The 19,378-nt window shown below is 37.8% G+C and carries 14 protein-coding genes; 12 read left to right on the top strand and 2 right to left on the bottom strand.

The window, feature by feature from the left end; genetic code table 11:
* The 11 genes from A33Q_RS15760 to A33Q_RS15705 all read left to right on the top strand — a co-directional run bounded on the left by A33Q_RS15760 (position 1) and on the right by A33Q_RS15705 (position 16,705).
* Entirely contained in the window at positions 1-1,314 is a 1,314-nt protein-coding gene (locus tag A33Q_RS15760; RefSeq protein ID WP_009035876.1) for a phenylacetate--CoA ligase family protein, read from the top strand.
* Between the two features lie 18 nt (positions 1,315-1,332).
* Positions 1,333-2,727, top strand: a complete 1,395-nt coding sequence (locus A33Q_RS15755; RefSeq protein ID WP_009035875.1) for an O-antigen polymerase — start codon at positions 1,333-1,335, stop codon at positions 2,725-2,727.
* A 2-nt stretch (positions 2,728-2,729) separates the two neighbouring features.
* Positions 2,730-3,803 carry a glycosyltransferase family 4 protein gene (locus A33Q_RS15750; protein ID WP_040490568.1) on the top strand — a complete coding sequence of 358 codons (1,074 nt, stop codon included), beginning with the start codon at positions 2,730-2,732 and terminating at the stop codon, positions 3,801-3,803.
* Positions 3,804-4,130: 327 nt separating this feature from the next.
* Positions 4,131-5,270, top strand: coding sequence for a glycosyltransferase family 4 protein (locus A33Q_RS15745; RefSeq protein ID WP_009035873.1), 1,140 nt, complete (start codon positions 4,131-4,133; stop codon positions 5,268-5,270).
* Positions 5,245-7,368 carry a bi-domain-containing oxidoreductase gene (locus A33Q_RS15740; protein ID WP_009035872.1) on the top strand — a complete coding sequence of 708 codons (2,124 nt, stop codon included), beginning with the start codon at positions 5,245-5,247 and terminating at the stop codon, positions 7,366-7,368. The genes A33Q_RS15745 and A33Q_RS15740 overlap by 26 nt, the downstream gene beginning before the upstream one ends.
* Positions 7,369-7,689: 321 nt before the next feature.
* Positions 7,690-8,067, top strand: coding sequence for a GxxExxY protein (locus A33Q_RS15730; protein ID WP_009035870.1), 378 nt, complete (start codon positions 7,690-7,692; stop codon positions 8,065-8,067).
* Between the two features lie 277 nt (positions 8,068-8,344).
* Positions 8,345-9,922: a heparinase II/III domain-containing protein gene (locus A33Q_RS15725; RefSeq protein WP_009035869.1), complete on the top strand. Its 1,578-nt coding sequence runs from the start codon at positions 8,345-8,347 to the stop codon at positions 9,920-9,922.
* Entirely contained in the window at positions 9,919-11,130 is a 1,212-nt protein-coding gene (locus A33Q_RS15720) for a glycosyltransferase family 4 protein (RefSeq protein ID WP_009035868.1), read from the top strand. The genes A33Q_RS15725 and A33Q_RS15720 overlap by 4 nt, the downstream gene beginning before the upstream one ends.
* 50 nt (positions 11,131-11,180) lie before the next feature.
* Positions 11,181-12,821, top strand: coding sequence for a capsule assembly Wzi family protein (locus tag A33Q_RS15715; RefSeq protein ID WP_235062811.1), 1,641 nt, complete (start codon positions 11,181-11,183; stop codon positions 12,819-12,821).
* A gap of 586 nt (positions 12,822-13,407) precedes the next feature.
* Complete coding sequence (locus tag A33Q_RS15710) at positions 13,408-14,469, top strand: MraY family glycosyltransferase (protein ID WP_016255396.1); 1,062 nt, start codon at positions 13,408-13,410, stop codon at positions 14,467-14,469.
* Positions 14,470-15,940: 1,471 nt separating this feature from the next.
* Positions 15,941-16,705, top strand: a complete 765-nt coding sequence (locus tag A33Q_RS15705; RefSeq protein WP_009035865.1) for a hypothetical protein — start codon at positions 15,941-15,943, stop codon at positions 16,703-16,705.
* On the opposite strand, the gene A33Q_RS15700 is transcribed toward A33Q_RS15705, so the two are convergent.
* Together A33Q_RS15700 and A33Q_RS15695 are read right to left on the bottom strand one after the other, a co-directional pair.
* Positions 16,688-17,080, bottom strand: a complete 393-nt coding sequence (locus A33Q_RS15700) for a helix-turn-helix domain-containing protein (protein WP_009035864.1) — start codon at positions 17,078-17,080, stop codon at positions 16,688-16,690. The two genes, A33Q_RS15705 and A33Q_RS15700, sit on opposite strands and share 18 nt — an antisense overlap.
* Before the next feature lie 43 nt (positions 17,081-17,123).
* Entirely contained in the window at positions 17,124-18,404 is a 1,281-nt protein-coding gene (locus tag A33Q_RS15695; protein ID WP_009035863.1) for a hypothetical protein, read from the bottom strand.
* A gap of 345 nt (positions 18,405-18,749) precedes the next feature.
* Here A33Q_RS15695 and A33Q_RS15690 point away from each other — a divergent pair, with 345 nt between their 5' ends.
* Positions 18,750-19,172 carry a helix-turn-helix domain-containing protein gene (locus A33Q_RS15690; protein ID WP_009035862.1) on the top strand — a complete coding sequence of 141 codons (423 nt, stop codon included), beginning with the start codon at positions 18,750-18,752 and terminating at the stop codon, positions 19,170-19,172.
* The last annotated feature ends 206 nt before the right edge of the window (positions 19,173-19,378 follow it).

Here is a 19,378-nt window from a genome sequence, read left to right as displayed (position 1 = left end):
ATGAATTTTAAAATTTTATCAACTATATATTATAATTTATTTTCAAAGAAAATATTGAATTATTATAAAGACTTGTCAAAATTTGAAATTCTTAATTTTGAAGTTAACCATGCTTATCAACAGTGGAAGCTTCAAAAATTAGTCTTTTCTGCTATTAAAAATGTACCTTACTACAGTAACTGTAAAATCAGCTTAAAAAAATTTTCCTACGAGGAATTCTCAAAACTTCCTATCCTTACTAAGGATAATATTCGTGATGAGGTAAGGGAATTAATCAGCAAAAATTATAAAGATATCGCTTCAGTTAAAGCAAATACTTCTGGTGGTTCAACAGGAGAGCCTGTAAAGTTTTTTCAAACAGATTTTCAAAAGCTGTCAGGTCATTCAAATTATTTATATGCGTTAAAGTTAAATAATGTGGATTTTTTAGATAAGTCCGTTGATTTGTGGGGTGCAGAAAGGGATATGTATAATAGTAAATTAAAATTCAATATCCGTGAATTGTTACATAACAAAATTCAATTAAATACATTTGTTTTAAATAATGAAATTATTAAAAAATATATATTTTATTTAAATAGGATTAAACCAAATTTTATAAAAGCATATGTACATTCAATTTATGAAATTGCTAAGTTTATTAACATAAATAAAGTCAGTATTTCTTTTAAACCTATAATACATTGTTCCACAGGACCATTATATCCAGAAATGAAATTGGAAATCGAAAAAGCCTTTAATTATTGTCATATCTATAGTTTCTATGGGTCAAGAGAAGTATCTGCTATAGCTACAGAAGTTTTAGATAAAAAAGGTATGTATGTTCTTTTCGATAATGTATTTGTAGAGATCTTAAATAATGATTTTATACCTGTTAAAGAAGGTGAAGAAGGAGAAATTTATATTACAACTTTGAATAATTTTTATATGCCATTGATAAGATATAAAATAGGGGATCGTGCCATTAAAGGTGATAATATAGATTTTGGAACTTTAAGGTTAGAAAAAGTTGTTGGAAGAACTCTAGGGGTTATTTATAAGGAGGATGGGACTTCAATAGATGGTCAATTTTTTACAACTTTATTTTTTAGTAAAGAAGGCATTCGCTCTTTTCAATTAGTTCAAAAAACGAAAACTCTCTGCCATCTTTTTATAGTAAAATCTAATAAATTTTCCGAAATAGAGTTAAATGATATTATTCTTAGATTGAATAAAGAATTACCTAATACTCAAATAGAAGTTAAGTTTGTAGAAAAAATTAACTTAACCTCAACAGGGAAGATTATGTATGTCTATTCAGAAATTTTCAGCTAATATTCTTATAAAAGTTCTATGAACCGAAAATTAAGTATATATTTTTTTGTTATTCTATTAATATTGATGGCAGTGAAACCAAGTACCCACTCGGAGTTGAATACATATTTCGTACAAGTATTATCACTTCTTTTTTTATTTTCAATTGTAACTCATGTTCTTTATGTAAGTAAATTTGATAAAAATTTTTTCAGGATTGATATTATATTTTTAATTGGTTTTTTTATTGTTCACTTTCAATGGCCTTTAATGTTTTCTGTAAGTGGATTAGTTCCAGATAATTTTGATCGAATCTGGGTGAATGAATTCTACGTGAATTATAGTTTATGGCTAAGTGTGATTGGAGGAGTTTCTTGGTTATTTGGTTTTCATTTTTTCAAAGGGAAGAAACTTAAAACAACGAATTTTTATGTAATTTCTAAATGGAAAAATTTCACATATTTTAATTGGCTACTTTTTATTTTATTTCTTTTGACAGCAGGTTCCGATTTTCTATCAGGCGGTGTCTATAAAGGTTCGGGAGGAAGTTCTGTAGGTGAAGGGGTAGCAGCATATATTCAGTTACTTTTTTCAATTTCTATAATTTTACTTTCTCTAATAGTAATTTATAATGCGAGGGAAAAATATAATGGAAATATAGTTTCTTGGTTTCTTGGATTAGACAAACTATATCTCTCATTAATTTTAACCTATATTATTTTATTTTTTTTAATAGGTGATAGAGGCGGGCCTTTATCCCTAATAATTTCATTAGGTTTTTTAATTTCAATTTTGGTACGCCCAATTAAATTCATTGAATTTACTTCTATTTTGATTTTTGGAGCTTTATTATTGACAATAATAGGCCTAGGGAGAAGCCAATCTTCTGGTATTGGAATTTTTAGTGCAGGGGTTGAAAATTTTGAATTGGATTCAGGATATGATTTTACTTTGAATTTGGCAAACAGTGTTAGAACATTATTTAAATCTGTTTCAGAAGTTCCGTCTAACTATGATTTTTTTTATGGCCAATTATGGTTAAGTTCTTTTTTAAGCCCTATTCCTTTTGCGCAATCTTTATTTTTGAAATTCTCAGGATTAACTAATTCAGATATATCTTCTTCTCATTTCATTACATTTCTTACCTTTGGAAACAATCCACACTCAGGTGAAGGCACTAGTTTAATTGCTGATATATATTTAAATTTTGGCTCCATAGGCGTTTTTTCTTTTATGTTTTTATTAGGTTGCTTTTTTAAAAAAATTTATAGTACTCTAATTCATAACCTTAATTTTAAATGGTTATTAATAGGTGTTTTTGTCGCAAGTTTTACTTTAACTTTAAGTAGAGCAGGTTTTTTTGTGATGTATCGGCCAATTTTATGGGGTTTTCTAATCTACTTTATAATAAGTAAAAAATTTGTTTTTAGGTAAATATGAAGATCTATCTTATTATACCTACCTTAAAACAAGGAGGCTCTGAAAGAGTTATGGCTGAATTGAGTAATCAATTTGCAAAGAAAGAATTTTTGGAAGTTCATCTTATTTTACTTGCTAAGTCCGAAGACTTTTATTTTATAAATCATAATGTGACTATTCATAGATTGGGATATCAGAATAATGGAAGGTTTGGTAAGATTTTCTCAGAATTTACAACTTTTGTAAAACTCAGAAAATTATTAAAATCAAATAAGCCAGATATTATTTTAAGTTTTATGGATAAGTATAATATTTTTACAATTTTATCCTCTGCTTTTCTTGATTTAAAAGTATTTGTTTCAGACAGGAGTAACCCTTTAAAGAAGATCCCAAAATCCACGGAAATTTTAAAAAAATTAACCTATAATTTTGCAACTGGAATAATTGCACAAACTCATTTTGCGAAATCAGTACTAGAATGTAGAATAAATCATAAAAATATTAAGGTTATACCAAATCCATTAAAATCAGATCAAAATATTTTAAAAAAAACTAAGGAAAAAATTATTTTAAATGTAGGTAGACTAGTTCCTGAGAAGGGTCAAAAATTTTTATTAGATGCATTTTCGCAATTAAATGACCAAGGAGGTTGGGAAATTGTAATTCTGGGCGAAGGACCACTTAAGGAGGATTTAGAAGGTCAAATTAAATGCTTAGGTCTGGATAACAAAGTTTCATTACAGGGTTCAGTTAAAAATGTTGATGAATGGTATTCAAAAGCTTCAATATTTGCTTTTTCATCTGTTTCAGAGGGGTTCCCTAATTCCTTAGTAGAAGCTATGGCTTCTGGATTGCCATGCATTAGTTTTGACTGTAATGCGGGACCAAGTGATATAATTGATAATGGAATAAATGGACTTTTAGTAAATGTTGAAGATATAAATGGTTATACAGAAAAATTAAAAGAATTAATAGAAAATGAACATTTAAGAACTACTCTGGGTAGAAATTCGAAATCAATTATTGAAAGGCTTGATAGTGAGAAAATTGCTAATCAATATTTAAATTTTTTTTTGGAAAACTGTAAATAAAAATGTTTTTCATCTATATCCGCAATTAGACCACTAATCAATTTAAAAAGGGCCTTTTATAAACCCGATACAAAGATATTGGCTTTAAACCGTTTGTATATTCTATTGGTAAGAAAGCAGACGATCATGTGTTTTTTAATTCCTAACTACTTCAAAATATTAGTAGGTCGAAAGTTGCATCAATTTTTTTAAAAAAATTATAGCTAAGGAACAATTGATCAATATAATTTTTTTATAGAACGAGGAAGTTACTCACAGGAAATATAAGGAAATATTTTGACTCGAAACACATGTTAGAGACTTTGTATTTGTCAAGGGAAAAATAAAATGAAAATAGCCATAGATGCCACAAACCTTAAATCAGGCGGTGGTTTATCACATTTAAAACAAATTTCTAAGGAAATTTACAATAGTAAAGATATTGAGATTCATTTGTTCGGTGGGGATTGGATAAAGCAGGTACAATCTGAAAATAAACATGTATTTAGAGAAGAATTTTCATCAATTTTTAAACAAGAGTATTTCAAAAGGTTCGAACTACCTAAATTATTAGCAAATTTTGATATAGTTTTTGCACCAGGTGGATCTTTTTACTCAAAAAAAACCCCATATATTACAATGTGTAGAAACATGTTGGTTTTTGAAGAAGTAGAAAGAAATAGATTTCCCTTTTCTTTCACTTGGCTTAGATATCTGTTTTTAGAAAGGATTCAATTGAGGTCTTACTTGAATTCAAAAGGCATTATTTATATCTCTGAATATGCTAAAAAATATGTAGAAACAAAGTATCCTGAATTGAAGTCAAAAAAGTCTAAAGTGATTTACCATGGTATTTCAAATGATTTTAGACAAAAACCAAAAAAGCAAAAACCATTAGAATTTTATTCTCAAGAAAAGCCCTTTAAACTTTTATACGTTTCGATAATAAACTATTACAAGCACCAATGGAATGTTATTGAAGCAGTGACTCGATTACGTGTAAAAGGATTTCCAATTGTTTTAGAATTAGTTGGACCAATCTATAAAGGTTTAAATAAAAGAATGGCCAAAGTTTTAAATGGTACCGATTCATTTATCTATTACAAAGGGGCGTTGCCATATGAAGAAATAGAATCCACCTATAAAAATGCTGACGCTTTTATTTTCGCATCTACTTGTGAAAATATGCCAAATATTTTGGTAGAGGCGATGTCTGCGGGACTTCCGATATTGTGTTCTAATTATGGTCCAATGCCCGAAGTTTTAAAAGATGGAGGTATATATTTTGATCCAATTGATGTGGAGAGTATTACCATGAATTTAGAAATGTTATTAATTGATCCAGAAAAAAGGCAAAAAATAGCTCAAAGATCTTACGAGTACTCACAAGGATTTTCGTGGAAAAAAACAGCTGATGAAACTTTGAAATTTATTAAGGAACTAGGAGGAAATCAAAAAATAAATGAAACAAATCATACAAGACCTTAAAAACGGAGATACCATTTTAGAAGAAGTACCGGCGCCTTTGGTAAAGGCAGGGCAGGTGCTGATACAGACTACACGAAGCCTTGTGTCTTTGGGTACGGAGAGAATGTTGGTGGAGTTTGGAAAGGCTAACTTTTTGGAAAAGGCCAGACAGCAGCCGGATAAGGTTAAGGAAGTTATCAATAAGGTCAAGACGGATGGTTTACAGCCTACCATCAATGCGGTATTTAATAAATTGGGACAGCCCCTTCCCTTAGGATACTGTAATGTAGGTAAGGTCATCGCCGTAGGAAAAGGAGTGGCGGAGTTTTCGGTAGGGGACCGGGTCGCTTCCAATGGGCATCATGCGGAATATGTATCTGTTCCCAAGAATCTCGTGGCCAAAATCCCTGATAATGTCAGTGATGAAGAAGCGGCCTTTACCGTTATCGGAGCCATTGGGCTGCAAGGCATTCGATTGGCTAATCCTACTTTTGGGGAATCTGTGGTCGTGGTTGGATTAGGCCTGATAGGCTTGATCACCGCACAGCTTCTGAAAGCCAATGGATGTCAGGTAATAGGCTTTGATTTTGACCCCTCCAAGGTGGCCCTTGCCCAGTCTTTGGGTATAGATGCAGTAAATCCAGGTGAAGGGACTGACCAAGTGGCTTATGTTACCAATGCCACACAGGGTGTTGGGGCTGATGCAGTGATCATCACTGCCTCCAATAAAAGCAATGAAATCATTTCCCAGTCTGCTAAGATGTCCAGAAAGAAGGGAAGGATTGTTTTGGTGGGAGTGATCGGGCTCGATATATCCCGTGCAGACTTTTTTGAAAAGGAGCTCACTTTCCAGGTTTCCTGTTCCTATGGCCCAGGTCGCTATGATGAGTCTTACGAGCAGAAGGGTCAGGATTATCCTTTGCCTTATGTACGATGGACAGAAAAAAGAAACTTCGAAGCCATCCTTCAGGCCATTTCCACTCAGTCCATACAGGTGGGCCCATTGATTACTGAGCGGGTACCTTTGTCAGAATACAAGCAGATATATGGGGACATGGGGAACAGCAAGTCCATTGCCTCTATCTTGGTGTACCCTGAGAAAAATACAGACCCTCAGCGTTCGGTTGCTCTGATTAGCCATTCCTTTGCTGGAAGTAAAGGGGTAGTGGGGATCATCGGTGCCGGGAATTTCACTTCGGCTATGATATTGCCCTGTCTGAAAAAGACACCCGCTAATCTGAAATTTATCTCAAGCTCAGGAGGTCTCTCTGGGACTACCTTGGCCAAGAAATTTGATGTGGCCCAGTCTACTACGGATAACAAACTGATTTTTTCTGATCCGGAAGTAGATTTGGTGATGGTGACTACCAGACACAATGCCCATGCAAGCATGGTAGTGGAAGCGCTGAATGCAGGGAAACATGTTTTTGTGGAAAAGCCATTGGCGCTGACTCAAGATGAACTGGATAAAGTGTTGGAGGCCTATGTGGAATCGGGTAAGACAGTTTCTGTGGGATTCAATAGGCGCTTTGCTCCCTTGGCCTTGCAGATGAAAAAGGCCTTGGGTTCAGGGAATACTCCTATGAACATCACGGCTACCATGAATGCGGGTTTTATTCCTGCCAATGTATGGGTGCATGACATGGAAGTAGGAGGGGGAAGGATCATTGGGGAGGCCTGTCATTTTATTGATCTGATCACTTCGCTTTGTGGGTCCAAGGTGAAGGCGGTTTGCATGAATGCCATGGGCACCGATCCGGAGGAAAATACCGATAATGCCAGCATACTTTTAAAATATGAAAACGGAACCAATGCGGTGATCAACTATTTCGCCAATGGATCCAAAGCTTATTCCAAGGAAAGGGTGGAGGTTTTCCATCAGGACAGGACTTTGGTGATGGACAATTGGAGAAAGCTGAAGGGCTATGGGTTCAAGAATTTCAGTTCTGCCTCATCCAAACAGGATAAAGGGCATCAGAATCAGTTTGATTTATTGATCAATTCGGTTCAAAAGGGAGGGGAAGCCATAATCCCAATGGATGAATTGGTGAATACTACTAAAGCCAGTTTTGCTGCGATTGAGAGCTTGAAGACGGGTGCTTGGGTGGCGGTTGATTGATTTGTTGTTTCACGCAACGCACGCAACGCAATTTCACGCGGCGAACGCAGAGAATAATACGCAGCGAACGCAACGGAAAATAGAAATTACTCACGCAGCGCTCGTTGCGAATAATCGCTGCGCCCGCCGCGTGAAAAAAATCATTTCATTCGCCGCGAGGCCTTTTGCGCTCACCGCGAGAAATAAAAAAATAATTCACGCAGTGAGCGCGGCGATAATCGCTGCGACCGCTGCGAGAAAAAAAAACAATCAATACTGCGCCTGCCGCGTGTAAAAAAATCTTTGCGCTCACCGCGAGAAATTTAAAAAACTGATGAGTTTATGACTGAAAATGAGATCGCAACCATCATTTTAGATAAGTCATTTGAGATTCATAGAAACCTCGGTCCTGGACTTTTGGAATCAGTGTATGAGCGTGCATTAGAATACGAATTACTTCAGGCCGGTTTGATAGTGGATGCGCAGTTGCCAGTGCCCCTGGTTTACAAAGAAATCAAATTCGAAGCAGGGTTTAGGCTTGATCTATTAGTCGAAAACAAGGTCATCGTCGAAGTCAAAGCCGTAGAAACACTTGCTCCTGTTCACTTTGCCCAGACACTTACCTACCTTAAGCTCTCAGGACACAAACTTGGACTCCTTCTAAACTTCAATACTAAGATGCTCAAAGACGGGATACATCGTCTGGCAAATGGGCTTTAGTGGGTTTCACCCAGCGCACGCAACGTAATTTCTCGCGGCGAACGCAGAGAATAACACGCAGCGAACGCTACGGAAAATAAAAATATCCCACGCCCCGAGAAATAAAAAAATAATTCACGCTGCGCTCTTTGCGAATAATCGCTGCGCCCGCTGCGTGAAATAGAAAATTCTTTGCGCTCGTTGCGTAAAAACGTTGCGATCGCCGCGAGAAATAAAGAACCGTATCTAGAAAAAAAACTCTAAGTCCAAGAATAGCACTTTTTTATACAGATTCAAATTGCCGAAAATTAAAACCTTACTCCATACCCTTTCTTACCTCAAACCCATTCAGGCGGTTTACCAGGTAAAGAACAGGTTACTTCCCAAGAAACCTTTGAAGGCTTTTTCGATGGAAGAAAAGCAGACAAATGCACTGCCTTTTTTCAAAGTAATGCCCCATGAGGAGCAGCTGAATGTGGAGCCTGATGGTTACTTGTTTCACTTTCTGAACCTGAGAAAGAAATACGGACTTCAGGTAGATTGGAACGACCAAAGCCATGGCAAACTCTGGAATTATAATCTTCAGTACCTGGATTACTTGAAGTTGGAATCCCTGGATACTTCCATAAAAGTCAAGGTGATTTTGGACTTGTATTCCTGGCTTTGGGATGGGAGGCTTCCTTTGGAACCTTATCCGGCTTCTTTGAGGATCATGAATATCATCCGCTTTTTGGAAAGCCATGAACTTCAAAATGAAGATGCAGCTGCGATTAAGCGGTACTTGCAGGCAGAAGCCAACTACCTCTCCCAGAACCTGGAATACCACCTCTTGGCCAATCACCTTCTGGAAAATGCCTTTGCCCTTTGGATGGCAGCCCATTATTTTGACAACAAAAACTGGATTGCCAAAGCCCAAAAGCTTTTGTCCCAGGAGTTGGAGGAGCAGATCCTACCGGACGGAGCCCATTACGAATTGGCCCCCATGTATCATCAGATCATTCTTTTTAGGGTGCTGGAAGCCTATCACTACACTCCGGTAAGTTTTGTGTTGAATCAGACTTTGAAAACCTGTGCCGGAAATATGTTGGCCTGGATGCAGCAGATGACTTTTGAGGATGGGAGTTTTCCTTATTTCAATGACAGCACGGAAAAGATTGCTCTCCCACCACAGCACTTGAAGAGGAAAGCGGATGTACTTGGAATAGAAGCAACCGAAAGACTATTGCTTGGAGCTTCAGGATATAGAAGAATGGAGGTAGAAAATATGGTATTGATTGCAGATGTGGAAGGCATTCAACCCAGCTATCAACCCGGTCATGCTCATGCGGATACCTTTTCATTTGTATTGCAGGACGGGGAAAATCCGCTGATAGTGGATCCCGGCATTTCAACATACAATATTTCTCCAAGAAGAGATTGGGAGCGATCTACAGCAGCCCATAATACGGTTTGTATAGATGACCAAAACTCCTCTGAGGTTTGGGCAGGATTTAGGGTAGGCAAGCGGGCTAAAGTGACTTTTGTAAAAGACAGTCCCGATGAAGTTATTGGCATTCATGACGGCTATGGCAAATGCCTTCATCAGAGGGGTTTTCAATGTAATGAGTTGGTTTTTGTTGTTCGGGATGAGCTTCAGGGATCTTTTCAAAAAGCGGAGGCACATTTACATTTTCACTTTGAAGTGGATTTGGAACCTGTGGATGAGCATAGATTTTTATTAAATAAAAGTGTATTGCTTGAGGTACAAGGAGCATCCAGTATTACCCTGGACAATTACGAACAAGCCTTGGGGTATAATTTATTGAAAAAAGCCCAAAAGCTTGTGATCAGATTAGAGAGTAATGTTTTAGAAACGAGGATATATAAAAATCCATGAAGATTTTATTTTTAACAGACAATTTTCCACCGGAAATCAATGCACCTGCCAACAGGACTTATGAGCATTGTAGGGAATGGGTGAAAAAAGGGGCAGAAGTCACCATCATTACCTGTGCGCCAAATTTTCCTAAAGGAGCTGTATTTGAAGGATACAAAAACAGACTTTACCAAAAAGAGGAGATAGATGGGATTCAGGTGATCCGGGTTTGGTCCTATATTTCTGCAAATTCAGGCACTATTAGAAGGATACTGGATTACCTCAGTTTTGGTTTTTCGGCTTTTTGGGCAGGTTTATTTCAGAAAACTGATTTGATTATAGGTACCTCCCCGCAGTTTTTTACTGCTGTGGCAGCTTGGCAGTTATCCTTTTTCAAAGGGAAAAAATGGGTAATGGAAGTAAGGGATCTTTGGCCGGAGTCAATCATTGCAGTAGGGGCAATGAGCAATAGGGCGGTGATTGCTGTTTTGGAATGGATGGAGCTCCGCATGTACCGGTCCGCTGATAAATTAGTGGTGGTCACGGACACTTTTAAAGAAAAAATCAAAGCAAAAGGCATACCTGCAAAAAAGATCAAGGTTTACAAAAACGGAGTGATATTGGATAAATACAGGCCCGCCGCAAAAAATCCCGATCTGGTAAAGCAATACAATTTGGAAGGGAAAAGGGTGATATCCTACATCGGTACGCATGGCATGGCTCATGGTCTTTCTTTTATTTTGGACTGTGCCAACACGCTTCAACTCAAACGTCCCGACCTGGTTTTCATGTTTGTGGGTGATGGCGCTCAGAAAAATGAGTTGATGGAAAAGGCCGGAAAGGAATCTATTACCAATGTAATCTTCGTAGATTCAGTGCCCAAAGAGGAAGTATTGGATTACTTAAATTTGATGGATATAGCCTTGGTAAACCTGAAAAAATCCGATACCTTCAAGACGGTAATTCCTTCCAAGATATTTGAAGCAGCAGCTGTTGAAAAGCCCATTCTACTTGGTTTGGAGGGAGAGACAAAAGGAATGATAGAAGCATATCATGCGGGAGAGGTCTTTGAACCGGAAAATCAGGATTCCTTTATGGAAGCTTTGGAAAGGCTATGTGGGGTGACTTGTGATTTAGAACCTTATATCGAAGGATGCCGGAAGTTGGCCTGGGATTTTCAGCGGAAAAAAATAGCAGCAAGCCTCTTGGATGAATTAAAATTAGTATAATTGAGATGGTTGAATGGTGCAAATTATTGAATTGTAAATGGATAAGCCTGGTGCTTATCTTTTTTGCTTTACAGGCACAGGCACAATTCTTACCTGTAGGTTATCCAATCCTTGAGGAAAACGCAAGAAGATCCCAGTTGCTTTTTGGATTGGACTCAGTCCCTCAATCTTTTGCGAACCGGACGCTTACTTTTGGGGATGACCTTTTATGGAAATCAGATGTTGGTGATTCTTTCTTAAACAAACTGGGGTTTGAGTTTGCAGCACTACCGGTTCTGGCCATGACCAGATTTAATGGAGGCAGACCTTATGGATGGGGGGCTTATGGCCTGCCGACCAATAGGGGCTTTCAGCAATATGCTTCTGCGGGGGTATTTGTCAAATTGGGATTTTTGAGATTTCAATTCCAGCCGGAGTTCCGGGCCAGTCAATTTAGGCCATATTCAGGATTTCCTTCGGATTTCCCTGATCCTGTAAACAGGGCAAAGTTCTTTTTCTGGAACAATGGGGACTATCCCGAAGACTTATCTGCCTTGGGAAGGGCTGGACTCTCATGGGGACAAAGCAGCCTGACAGCAGCCTTGGGTGCTTTTGAAATTGGGGTTTCCAGCAGGAATCTTTGGTGGGGGCCAGGCCAATGGAATGCCCTCATTTTTACTAACAATGCACAGGGTTTCCCACACCTTACACTGAATACCCATAAACCTGCAAAGACTTTTCTGGGAAGTTTTGAGGGCCAATTGATCATGGGAAGGGTAGAAGACTCAGGAATTTTACCTTCGATGAAGGGTGAACTGAATGATCGTTTTGCCAGACCATTTTCAGGGGACTGGCGATATTTAAACGCGATCAATCTGATCTATTCTCCCAAGTGGATACCAGGGTTGACGATAGGTGTTACCCGCACAGCTCAGGTTTACAGAGAAAATATGGGGAACGAGTTTATAGATTATTTTCGGGTATTTGAAGGACTCCAAAAGGAACAGTTTTTTGATGAAACAGGATCTACCGTTGAATTTGATCAGGAAGGTGTTGATCAACAAGCTACTGCTTATGTGAGGTTGGTTTTCCCTAAAGCCAATTTTGAATTGTACACCGAATATGGAAGAAGAGACCATCCATTCAATTGGAGGGACCTGACCATCAGTCCCGAACATGCCAGAGCCTATTTAATGGGTTTCAAGAAATTGTTTCCACTGGATCAAACTGGGAAATTTGTTCAGGTGAGAGGTGAAATGGTGCAGCAGACCGAATCTGTGAATACTTATGTCAGAAATAGGGGCAATAGAGGATTGACTTGGCATACCCATACCCGTGCCAGGGGTTTTGGTAACTATGGTATGCCCATGGGAGTAGGCTTAGGCTTAAGTTCCAATGTACAGACCCTGGAACTGGCTATGGTGGAAAACTACAACAAAATAGGCCTGATTTTCGAGCGGCTTGAAAACCAGCAGGATTTCTTTTATCGTGCATTTTTAGACGATCCGGAACACCGCCCCTGGGTGGACTTATCCCTAGGCCTGCTTTTTGACCATCAGTGGGAGAGGCTCTTGTTCAGTTCCAAGCTGCAGTTTATCCATGGCCGCAATTATCAGTGGCAGCTAGACCCTAGCTCCACCCCTGAGTTTCCCCGTGGCCAAAACCTTAACTCCCTGCACGGACAGGTGAGTTTGGTGTATTTGTGGAACTGAAAGAAAGGAGGAAGGGTGAGGAGTGCGTTAAGGGAAAGGTTAAGGGTTAAGGGTTAAACGTTAAGGGTTGGATGTTAACCTTTAACAATTGCAGATTGAAGATTTCAGATTATAGGTTATTTAGAGTTTAAAGTTTGATTTCCAGTTAATCAGTTAAACAATTACACAGTTACACAATTGTGGATTTAAGATTGTAGATTTAAGATTTCAGATTAGGGTTTGGATTTCAGTTAATCTTTAAACAATTCCTCAGTTAAACAGCAATTAAGAAAATATAAACATTTTTAGTAACCCAAAACCATCAAGGCACTGATTTTGTGTTAACATTTGTTAACAAATGCAAATAACTGTCGGGAAACAGAAATTTGTTTTGAATAAAATAGAATCGCTTGCTTCCTGTTAAAGTGCAATTAAAAAAATATATAATATTATTGTAATAAATTTCACTTCGAAAATTGGTTTTTCAAAACGTTAACCTTTAACTTTGACGAATAATTAAATTTTTATGCTTGTTTTTCAAATAATACTAACATCCTTCCTGATTGGGTTCTTGATTTATCCGGTTTTGATCAAATTATTGGTTAGAATGAAATTGATGGACACACCTGGAGGAAGAAAAATCCATACAGGTTACATTCCATCCATGGGAGGGATAGGTTTTGTAGCAGCAGCTTTTATATCTATTCTGATCTGGTTTTCCTACGAAAACCTCATCGAAGTCAGGTATCTTTTGGCTGCCTTTGGTTTGATGTTTTTTGTGGGCTTAAGGGATGACATGGTCAATCTCTCGGCTTTACAGAAAATGGGAGCCCAGGTGGTTGCAGCATTGATGGTGATCATCATGTCAGATATCAGGATTACCGGACTGTACGGTTTTATGGGCGTTCACGAATTACCGCTTTACACCTCCTATGGACTGACTTTGATTACCATCATAGGACTTACCAATGCTTTCAACCTGATTGATGGACTGGACGGTTTGGCCGGATCAATCAGTCTGGTTTCCTTCGTGTTTTTAGGCTGGTGGTTTATGTATTCAGGTTATGATGCCTATGCTTATTTCTCTTTTGCCCTGGTAGGAGGGGTATTGTCCTTTTTGATATTCAACTGGCATCCTGCCAAGATATTTATGGGAGATACAGGCTCATTGAGTTTGGGGTTTGCCCTGTCAATTTTAACCGTTTTGTTTATTGATCTTGATGGAACCATGATTGGTGCCAAAGGAATGAAGTTTGCCGCGCCAATAGCTACGGGTGTTGCACTTTTGATTGTTCCGATTTATGATACCCTTAGGGTGTTTTTGAAAAGAGCGGCCAAAGGAAAATCCCCTATGTCCCCTGATAAAAGTCACGTACATCATTTTCTGTTGCGCATGGGCTTAAGGCACGATCAGGTCACCTTGTTATTGGTAGGAGTGAAGCTTTTCTTTATTGGGATTATTTTCCTTGCCCAAGGCTGGGGGGATAATATTTTATTACCTGCTGTTTTGATCATGGCGGTATTGATAGGGTTGAGGCTGGATACTGTTACCCTCAGAAGGGTGAAAAAGATCAATGCAGAAAGTCCTCCTGTATTGGTAAAAAGAGAAAAGAAAAAGCCTCAGGTACATCCCAAGATGCTGAGGAAAATAAAGATCAACGAAAATTAACAGAGACCGCCGCAAGGCGGTTTTTTTTTTTGGATGAAAGGTTTAACTGATGAATTGATTAACTGTTTAACTGAGGAGTTGATTAACTGATTTGGGGTGATATTAAATTGAAATATGGTGGAAATATGGTGGAGATAAGATTGAAATATGGGTTAGACTAAGTTGAAGGATTGGATTTTTAAGGTATAGGATTGGGTATAATGATTTTTGATGGGCAAAAGAGAAGAAGGCTTTGCCTTGTCATGCCGAACGCAGTGAGGCATCTGCTTTCATCCAAAAGCGAAGCTTTATCTGTGTAGATCTGTAGGATCTGCGGTTAATTTTAATTGATAATGGTGGTTACCAATTTCCGCCGTGCTTTAGCCGGCGGTCTCGCTCATTGGGATCAGTCCCCTTCGACTTTAGTCGAAATCTGCGTCATCTGCGATATCTGCGGGAGAAAAAAGTGAAGAGTGAGGAGTGTGGAGTGAATAGTGAAGAGTTAGAAGTTATGGGTTAAATGTTAAAGGGTGTCAATGCCTAAAGGTGGTTGTTACTTTTCTTCGTGGATAATATCGAATTATGAAGGAAGGATGAGGGATGAGGGATGAAAAAGTGAATAGTGAGTAGTTATTAGTGAAGTTGGGAAAACATTAATTGAAGGCATATTTAAGCCTGAAAGGCTGTTCTGTGATAGCCCGGACTGGAGTTCACGGAAATCTGGGGTTTAAATGCCAAAGCCATGTTCTGTGTCCTCACAGAACATTACACAAACCAAACAAGAGGCCTGAAATAGTTTAATTGGATACTAATAGATACTTATGGATATTGGACCAATTCAATCCTTTTTATAAGTGCGAAGCTGGGCCGTCCCTACAGGACGGAATGGACCCTCAACCGTTATTTTTTTCTACCAATGGGTTGTGCCTCTGGCACAAGAGGATTTTAGATTGTTGATTTAAGATTCTAGATTGAAAAACACATAGCAATCAATTTCCCATCATGAACAAATTGGTGAGGTATCAACTGATCACATTCATCAAACACCTTCCGTGCTTCTACGTGCCTCCGTGGCAAAAATTGGTCTCCTTTTTAAGATTACTAATCCACATCCCTCCTGCGGGAAAAAGTTTAACTGTGTAATTGATTAACTGTTTAACTGAGGAATGGGAGATGTTAATTGTTAAAGGTTAAAGGGTGTCATTGCCTAAAGATGGTTGTTACTTTTCTTTGTGGATAATATCGAGTTTCGAATATCGAACAATGCCCGCCTGCTTCGGGCAGGAATAATGAAGTAGGGATCTCATCTTATGTCTAGCGTCTTATGTCTTTAGATTCTCACATCTCAAATCTCCAATAGCACTGTTTAAGCATAAACTTTGATACATATTTAATACTGGCTTGATACGTGTATGATACGGAGTTAATACTGATTTGTATTGTGTAAATCATAGATTATCATTACTTTAAGGTCAATAAAACAAATAGAAAGATGGCAAAGCAAACCGGACCTTTTAACCTTGAAGGAACAATAGGAAATGTGATCTTCTACAAGAGAAATGGTAAGTATTACAGCAGATCAAAAGGAAGCCCCAGCAGGAAAAAGTTAAAACATGGAAAAGAATTTGAAAACTCAAGAAGGGTAAGTTCTGAGTTCGGACATGCTTCAAAATTCGCTGCAAAGCTTTCCCGTTCCTGTGTTGGCCTTCTCAATCCGGGTAGGCATGACGGGCTGCACGGGAGAATGACGGCGAGTTTGCAGAAAGTGCTTCAAACGGATCCTGTTAGTGAATATGGATCCAGGAGACTTCGGTTTGGTAATTTGGATTTGATGGTAGGCTTTGATTTTGAAGCAATGCCTTTGAAGAGGCTGTTAATAAGCCTCCCAACTTTAAGCCAACAAGGCCAAATTGCTCAAATAGACTTTACCGGGACTAAAAGCTTGGTTAAAAATTGCATTCCAGCAGGAGCAACCCATTACCGGGTGGATTTTGTATGCTGCAGGATGAATGAAGTCAGCGCAAAAACCGCAAATAAAAGGTATGAAGGGAAGGCTTTTGGCATAGACGCTTCTCTTGAGCTCATTGGAATGCTGGAACTGGACTTTGGCAGCGAGCTTCGGGAAGAAGAAATCCTTTTTATTGTTATGGGAATTGTTTTTTTGCAGGAGGTAAATGGGAAGATGAATGAGCTGGTTGGAAAAAGAGCTGTTGGGGTTTTGAAAGGAATTAAAGGAGATTTATTTGCCAGCCGTTAAAATTTCTTTGATGGATTGGTTCAAACTCAAAATGCATTCTAATAGTTGAAGCACAGTTTGATTACAATTATTCGAATGAGCAGGGTTTGACTTTAAATCGACGCTTGTTGAACTTTGGTACAGGCCCTCCAGAAGCTTTTCGGGGTTGGAAAAAAGGATATGAACCGGATCTACTTCTAAGAACTCCGCGACATTTTGGATAAAATCAATGGTGATCTTGGTTTCACCTCGCTCGTATTTGGTATAAGCAGCTTCTTTGATACCCAAATGATCGGCTACTTCAAGGGCTTTTTTCTGCCTTAAGTTCCGGAATTGGGAGATGTTCCTACCTACGGTCTGATTGTCCAAGATGAAATCTGATTTTCCAATTATCATTTGGTGGTCTATTTAAAATTCACTTTCAATATCGGAGAAGGTTTCAAAAATCAATAATTTCATATTTTTCTTCCAGTTTATTCATAAAACTCTCGAAGTCACCTGCATAGTGTGGCTTTAATACAGCCAATTTGTTGCATGTTTTTCTAAAGAAGGATGTCAATAAGTAGTCATTGAAACTGCCTAAGAGGTACTTGTGCAGCCAATTTGATTTTGGCCTTACAAAAAAAGCCAGGTCTGGATAATATAGGGTTTTTAGTTTTCCATTGATCTTAAAGGCCAACTCTATCTGGAAATAATCTCCTTTGTCTATTCTTTTGATAACCAACTGAGGTCTTTCTTTTTTGAACTCACATGGATTCATCCACGATCTACTGGGTTTCCGCTTTAAATTTTTCAACCCCATAGTACAGGCAAAGTATAAATGCTTTTGAGATTGGATGAGCTCAAAGGCATGGTGCCACAATAGGAAAAGTTTTTTTCCGTTTTCTAACTCCTCTTTATTTGGAACAAATTTATCCTGCCAACCTAAGTTCCTGACTGGCGCTAATTCCCGCATTTTAAAGCAGATGTTTGTGAGCTGCTTTTGATTTTCACTTAATATCAATTCACTGCTATCATGTTCATTCAAATGAAAAGAAGAATAGTACTTGATTTTTTTTCTGTCTTTGGTAAGAATTCCATGGAAAGGCACTAAAAATGGATAGTGATTGGAATGAATAGAACTCAGGTTTGTATCCGCTAGGGCAAATCCCATGACCTTGTCAGAGATTGGCAGTTCTTCCGGTAAGCTATTGAGAGGTTTGCCAGCTTTTGGAACTTCCTGATCTTGCTGTAATTCTAGCAAGGTATCTCCTGGTTTATAGAATGATGGGTATTTAGGTTTTAAGTTGATGTCAAACCCTCTTCGATCATTGAAAATTTTCAAAAACTTACTCCTTCCGGTATTGGGATCAAAGAAGTCTGGCCAATAGTACTCTTTAAAGTTGGCTGTCTCAGAATAAACCATTTTGCCTAATATGGCATAATATGCATACCTGCTTAAGTAGGTTTGGTCTGTATCAAAATTACAACTCACAAGAAGCTCTTCCCTTGTAACTTTTAGATAGACTAGTTTTTTTGGCTCATCCGGCAACTTCACTGAAACCGTCAGTAATTCATTTTTGAAGCTCAATATTTTTGTTTCAATTTGATAGAAGTTAGCAGGCTTTCTGAAATTTGAATGTGCATTCAATGTATTTAAAGAAAGTCGAAAAGTATTTTTTTCAAATGGTAGCCTGAAGAACCTCTTTTCATCGATATTTTGAATTTGCTGTTGATCCATTTTACTTTCATTTATTCAGACCCCCAATTTTGGGAAACAGTAGGGGATAAAATATTCTAAAACAGCATATTGTAGTTAAAAATGAGAATATATTATTCAATGTCGTTTAGATAAGACTACAAGTTGAATTTTGAACTTTTCCAAAGTTGGGTTAAAAGTAAAAGCAAACATTGTTTACAAATCCGAACTTTGGAAAAGTTACCTTAAACTAAACGACATTGATATCTTATTCCGATCTTCTAGGGTAAAAGCAATAAAATATCTTTGTTTAACTGAGTAATTCGGTTTTTTTTGATGGACACATCCAAGAGAAATCACTAACTTAGTCATACATAAATCAGCACCATGAAAGAAAGCATTCATCACGGAAGAAATATCAAGCGTTTTAGAGAAATGATGGGTATCAAGCAAGAGGTACTGGCCATTGAACTGGGAGAGGACTGGACTCAAAAAAAGGTCAGTCTTCTGGAGCAAAAAGAACAGATCGAGGAGGAATTACTCCGCCAAGTAGCAGAAGTGCTCAAAGTTCCTGCTGAGGCTATCAAGAGTTTTACTGAGGAAGCTGCTTTCAATATTATTTCAAATACTTATAATAATGAAAGTAATGACCAATCCACATTAATAGCTAGCTCAGTAAACTATCAGCCTAATTTTAATCCATTAGATAAGTTGATTGAAGTGTTCGAAGAAAACAAAAAGTTGTACGAGCGCTTGTTGGAGTCCGAGAAGGAGAAGGTGGAACTTTTAAAAAAGCTGTTGGATAAATAAGGTGAGTTGGTAGTGAATAGTGAAGAGTTAAAAGTTATGGGTTAAATGTTAAAGGTTAAAGGGTGTCATTGCCTAAAGATGGTTGTTACTTTTCTTCGTGGATAATATCGAATTATGAAGGAAGGATGAGGGATGAGGGATGAAAAAGTGAATAGTGAGTAGTTATTAGTGAAGTTGGGAAAACATTAATTGAAGGCATATTTAAG

Origin of the sequence: Indibacter alkaliphilus LW1 (assembly GCF_000295935.2) — a bacterium.
Lineage (GTDB): Bacteria > Bacteroidota > Bacteroidia > Cytophagales > Cyclobacteriaceae > Indibacter > Indibacter alkaliphilus.
Note: the sequence above shows the minus strand (reverse complement) of the source record. Positions and strands in the feature narration are given on the sequence as shown.

What these genes read in the sequence shown, in the direction of transcription:
- A33Q_RS15750 (WP_040490568.1), top strand. Translation starts at nt 2,730, where the DNA reads ATGAAGATCTATCTTATTATACCTACCTTAAAACAAGGAGGCTCTGAA.
- A33Q_RS15700 (WP_009035864.1), bottom strand. Translation starts at nt 17,080, where the DNA reads ATGATAATTGGAAAATCAGATTTCATCTTGGACAATCAGACCGTAGGT.
- A33Q_RS15705 (WP_009035865.1), top strand. Translation starts at nt 15,941, where the DNA reads ATGGCAAAGCAAACCGGACCTTTTAACCTTGAAGGAACAATAGGAAAT.
- A33Q_RS15745 (WP_009035873.1), top strand. Translation starts at nt 4,131, where the DNA reads ATGAAAATAGCCATAGATGCCACAAACCTTAAATCAGGCGGTGGTTTA.
- A33Q_RS15730 (WP_009035870.1), top strand. Translation starts at nt 7,690, where the DNA reads ATGACTGAAAATGAGATCGCAACCATCATTTTAGATAAGTCATTTGAG.
- A33Q_RS15760 (WP_009035876.1), top strand. Translation starts at nt 1, where the DNA reads ATGAATTTTAAAATTTTATCAACTATATATTATAATTTATTTTCAAAG.
- A33Q_RS15695 (WP_009035863.1), bottom strand. Translation starts at nt 18,404, where the DNA reads ATGGATCAACAGCAAATTCAAAATATCGATGAAAAGAGGTTCTTCAGG.
- A33Q_RS15740 (WP_009035872.1), top strand. Translation starts at nt 5,245, where the DNA reads ATGAAACAAATCATACAAGACCTTAAAAACGGAGATACCATTTTAGAA.
- A33Q_RS15710 (WP_016255396.1), top strand. Translation starts at nt 13,408, where the DNA reads ATGAAATTGATGGACACACCTGGAGGAAGAAAAATCCATACAGGTTAC.
- A33Q_RS15755 (WP_009035875.1), top strand. Translation starts at nt 1,333, where the DNA reads ATGAACCGAAAATTAAGTATATATTTTTTTGTTATTCTATTAATATTG.
- A33Q_RS15720 (WP_009035868.1), top strand. Translation starts at nt 9,919, where the DNA reads ATGAAGATTTTATTTTTAACAGACAATTTTCCACCGGAAATCAATGCA.
- A33Q_RS15690 (WP_009035862.1), top strand. Translation starts at nt 18,750, where the DNA reads ATGAAAGAAAGCATTCATCACGGAAGAAATATCAAGCGTTTTAGAGAA.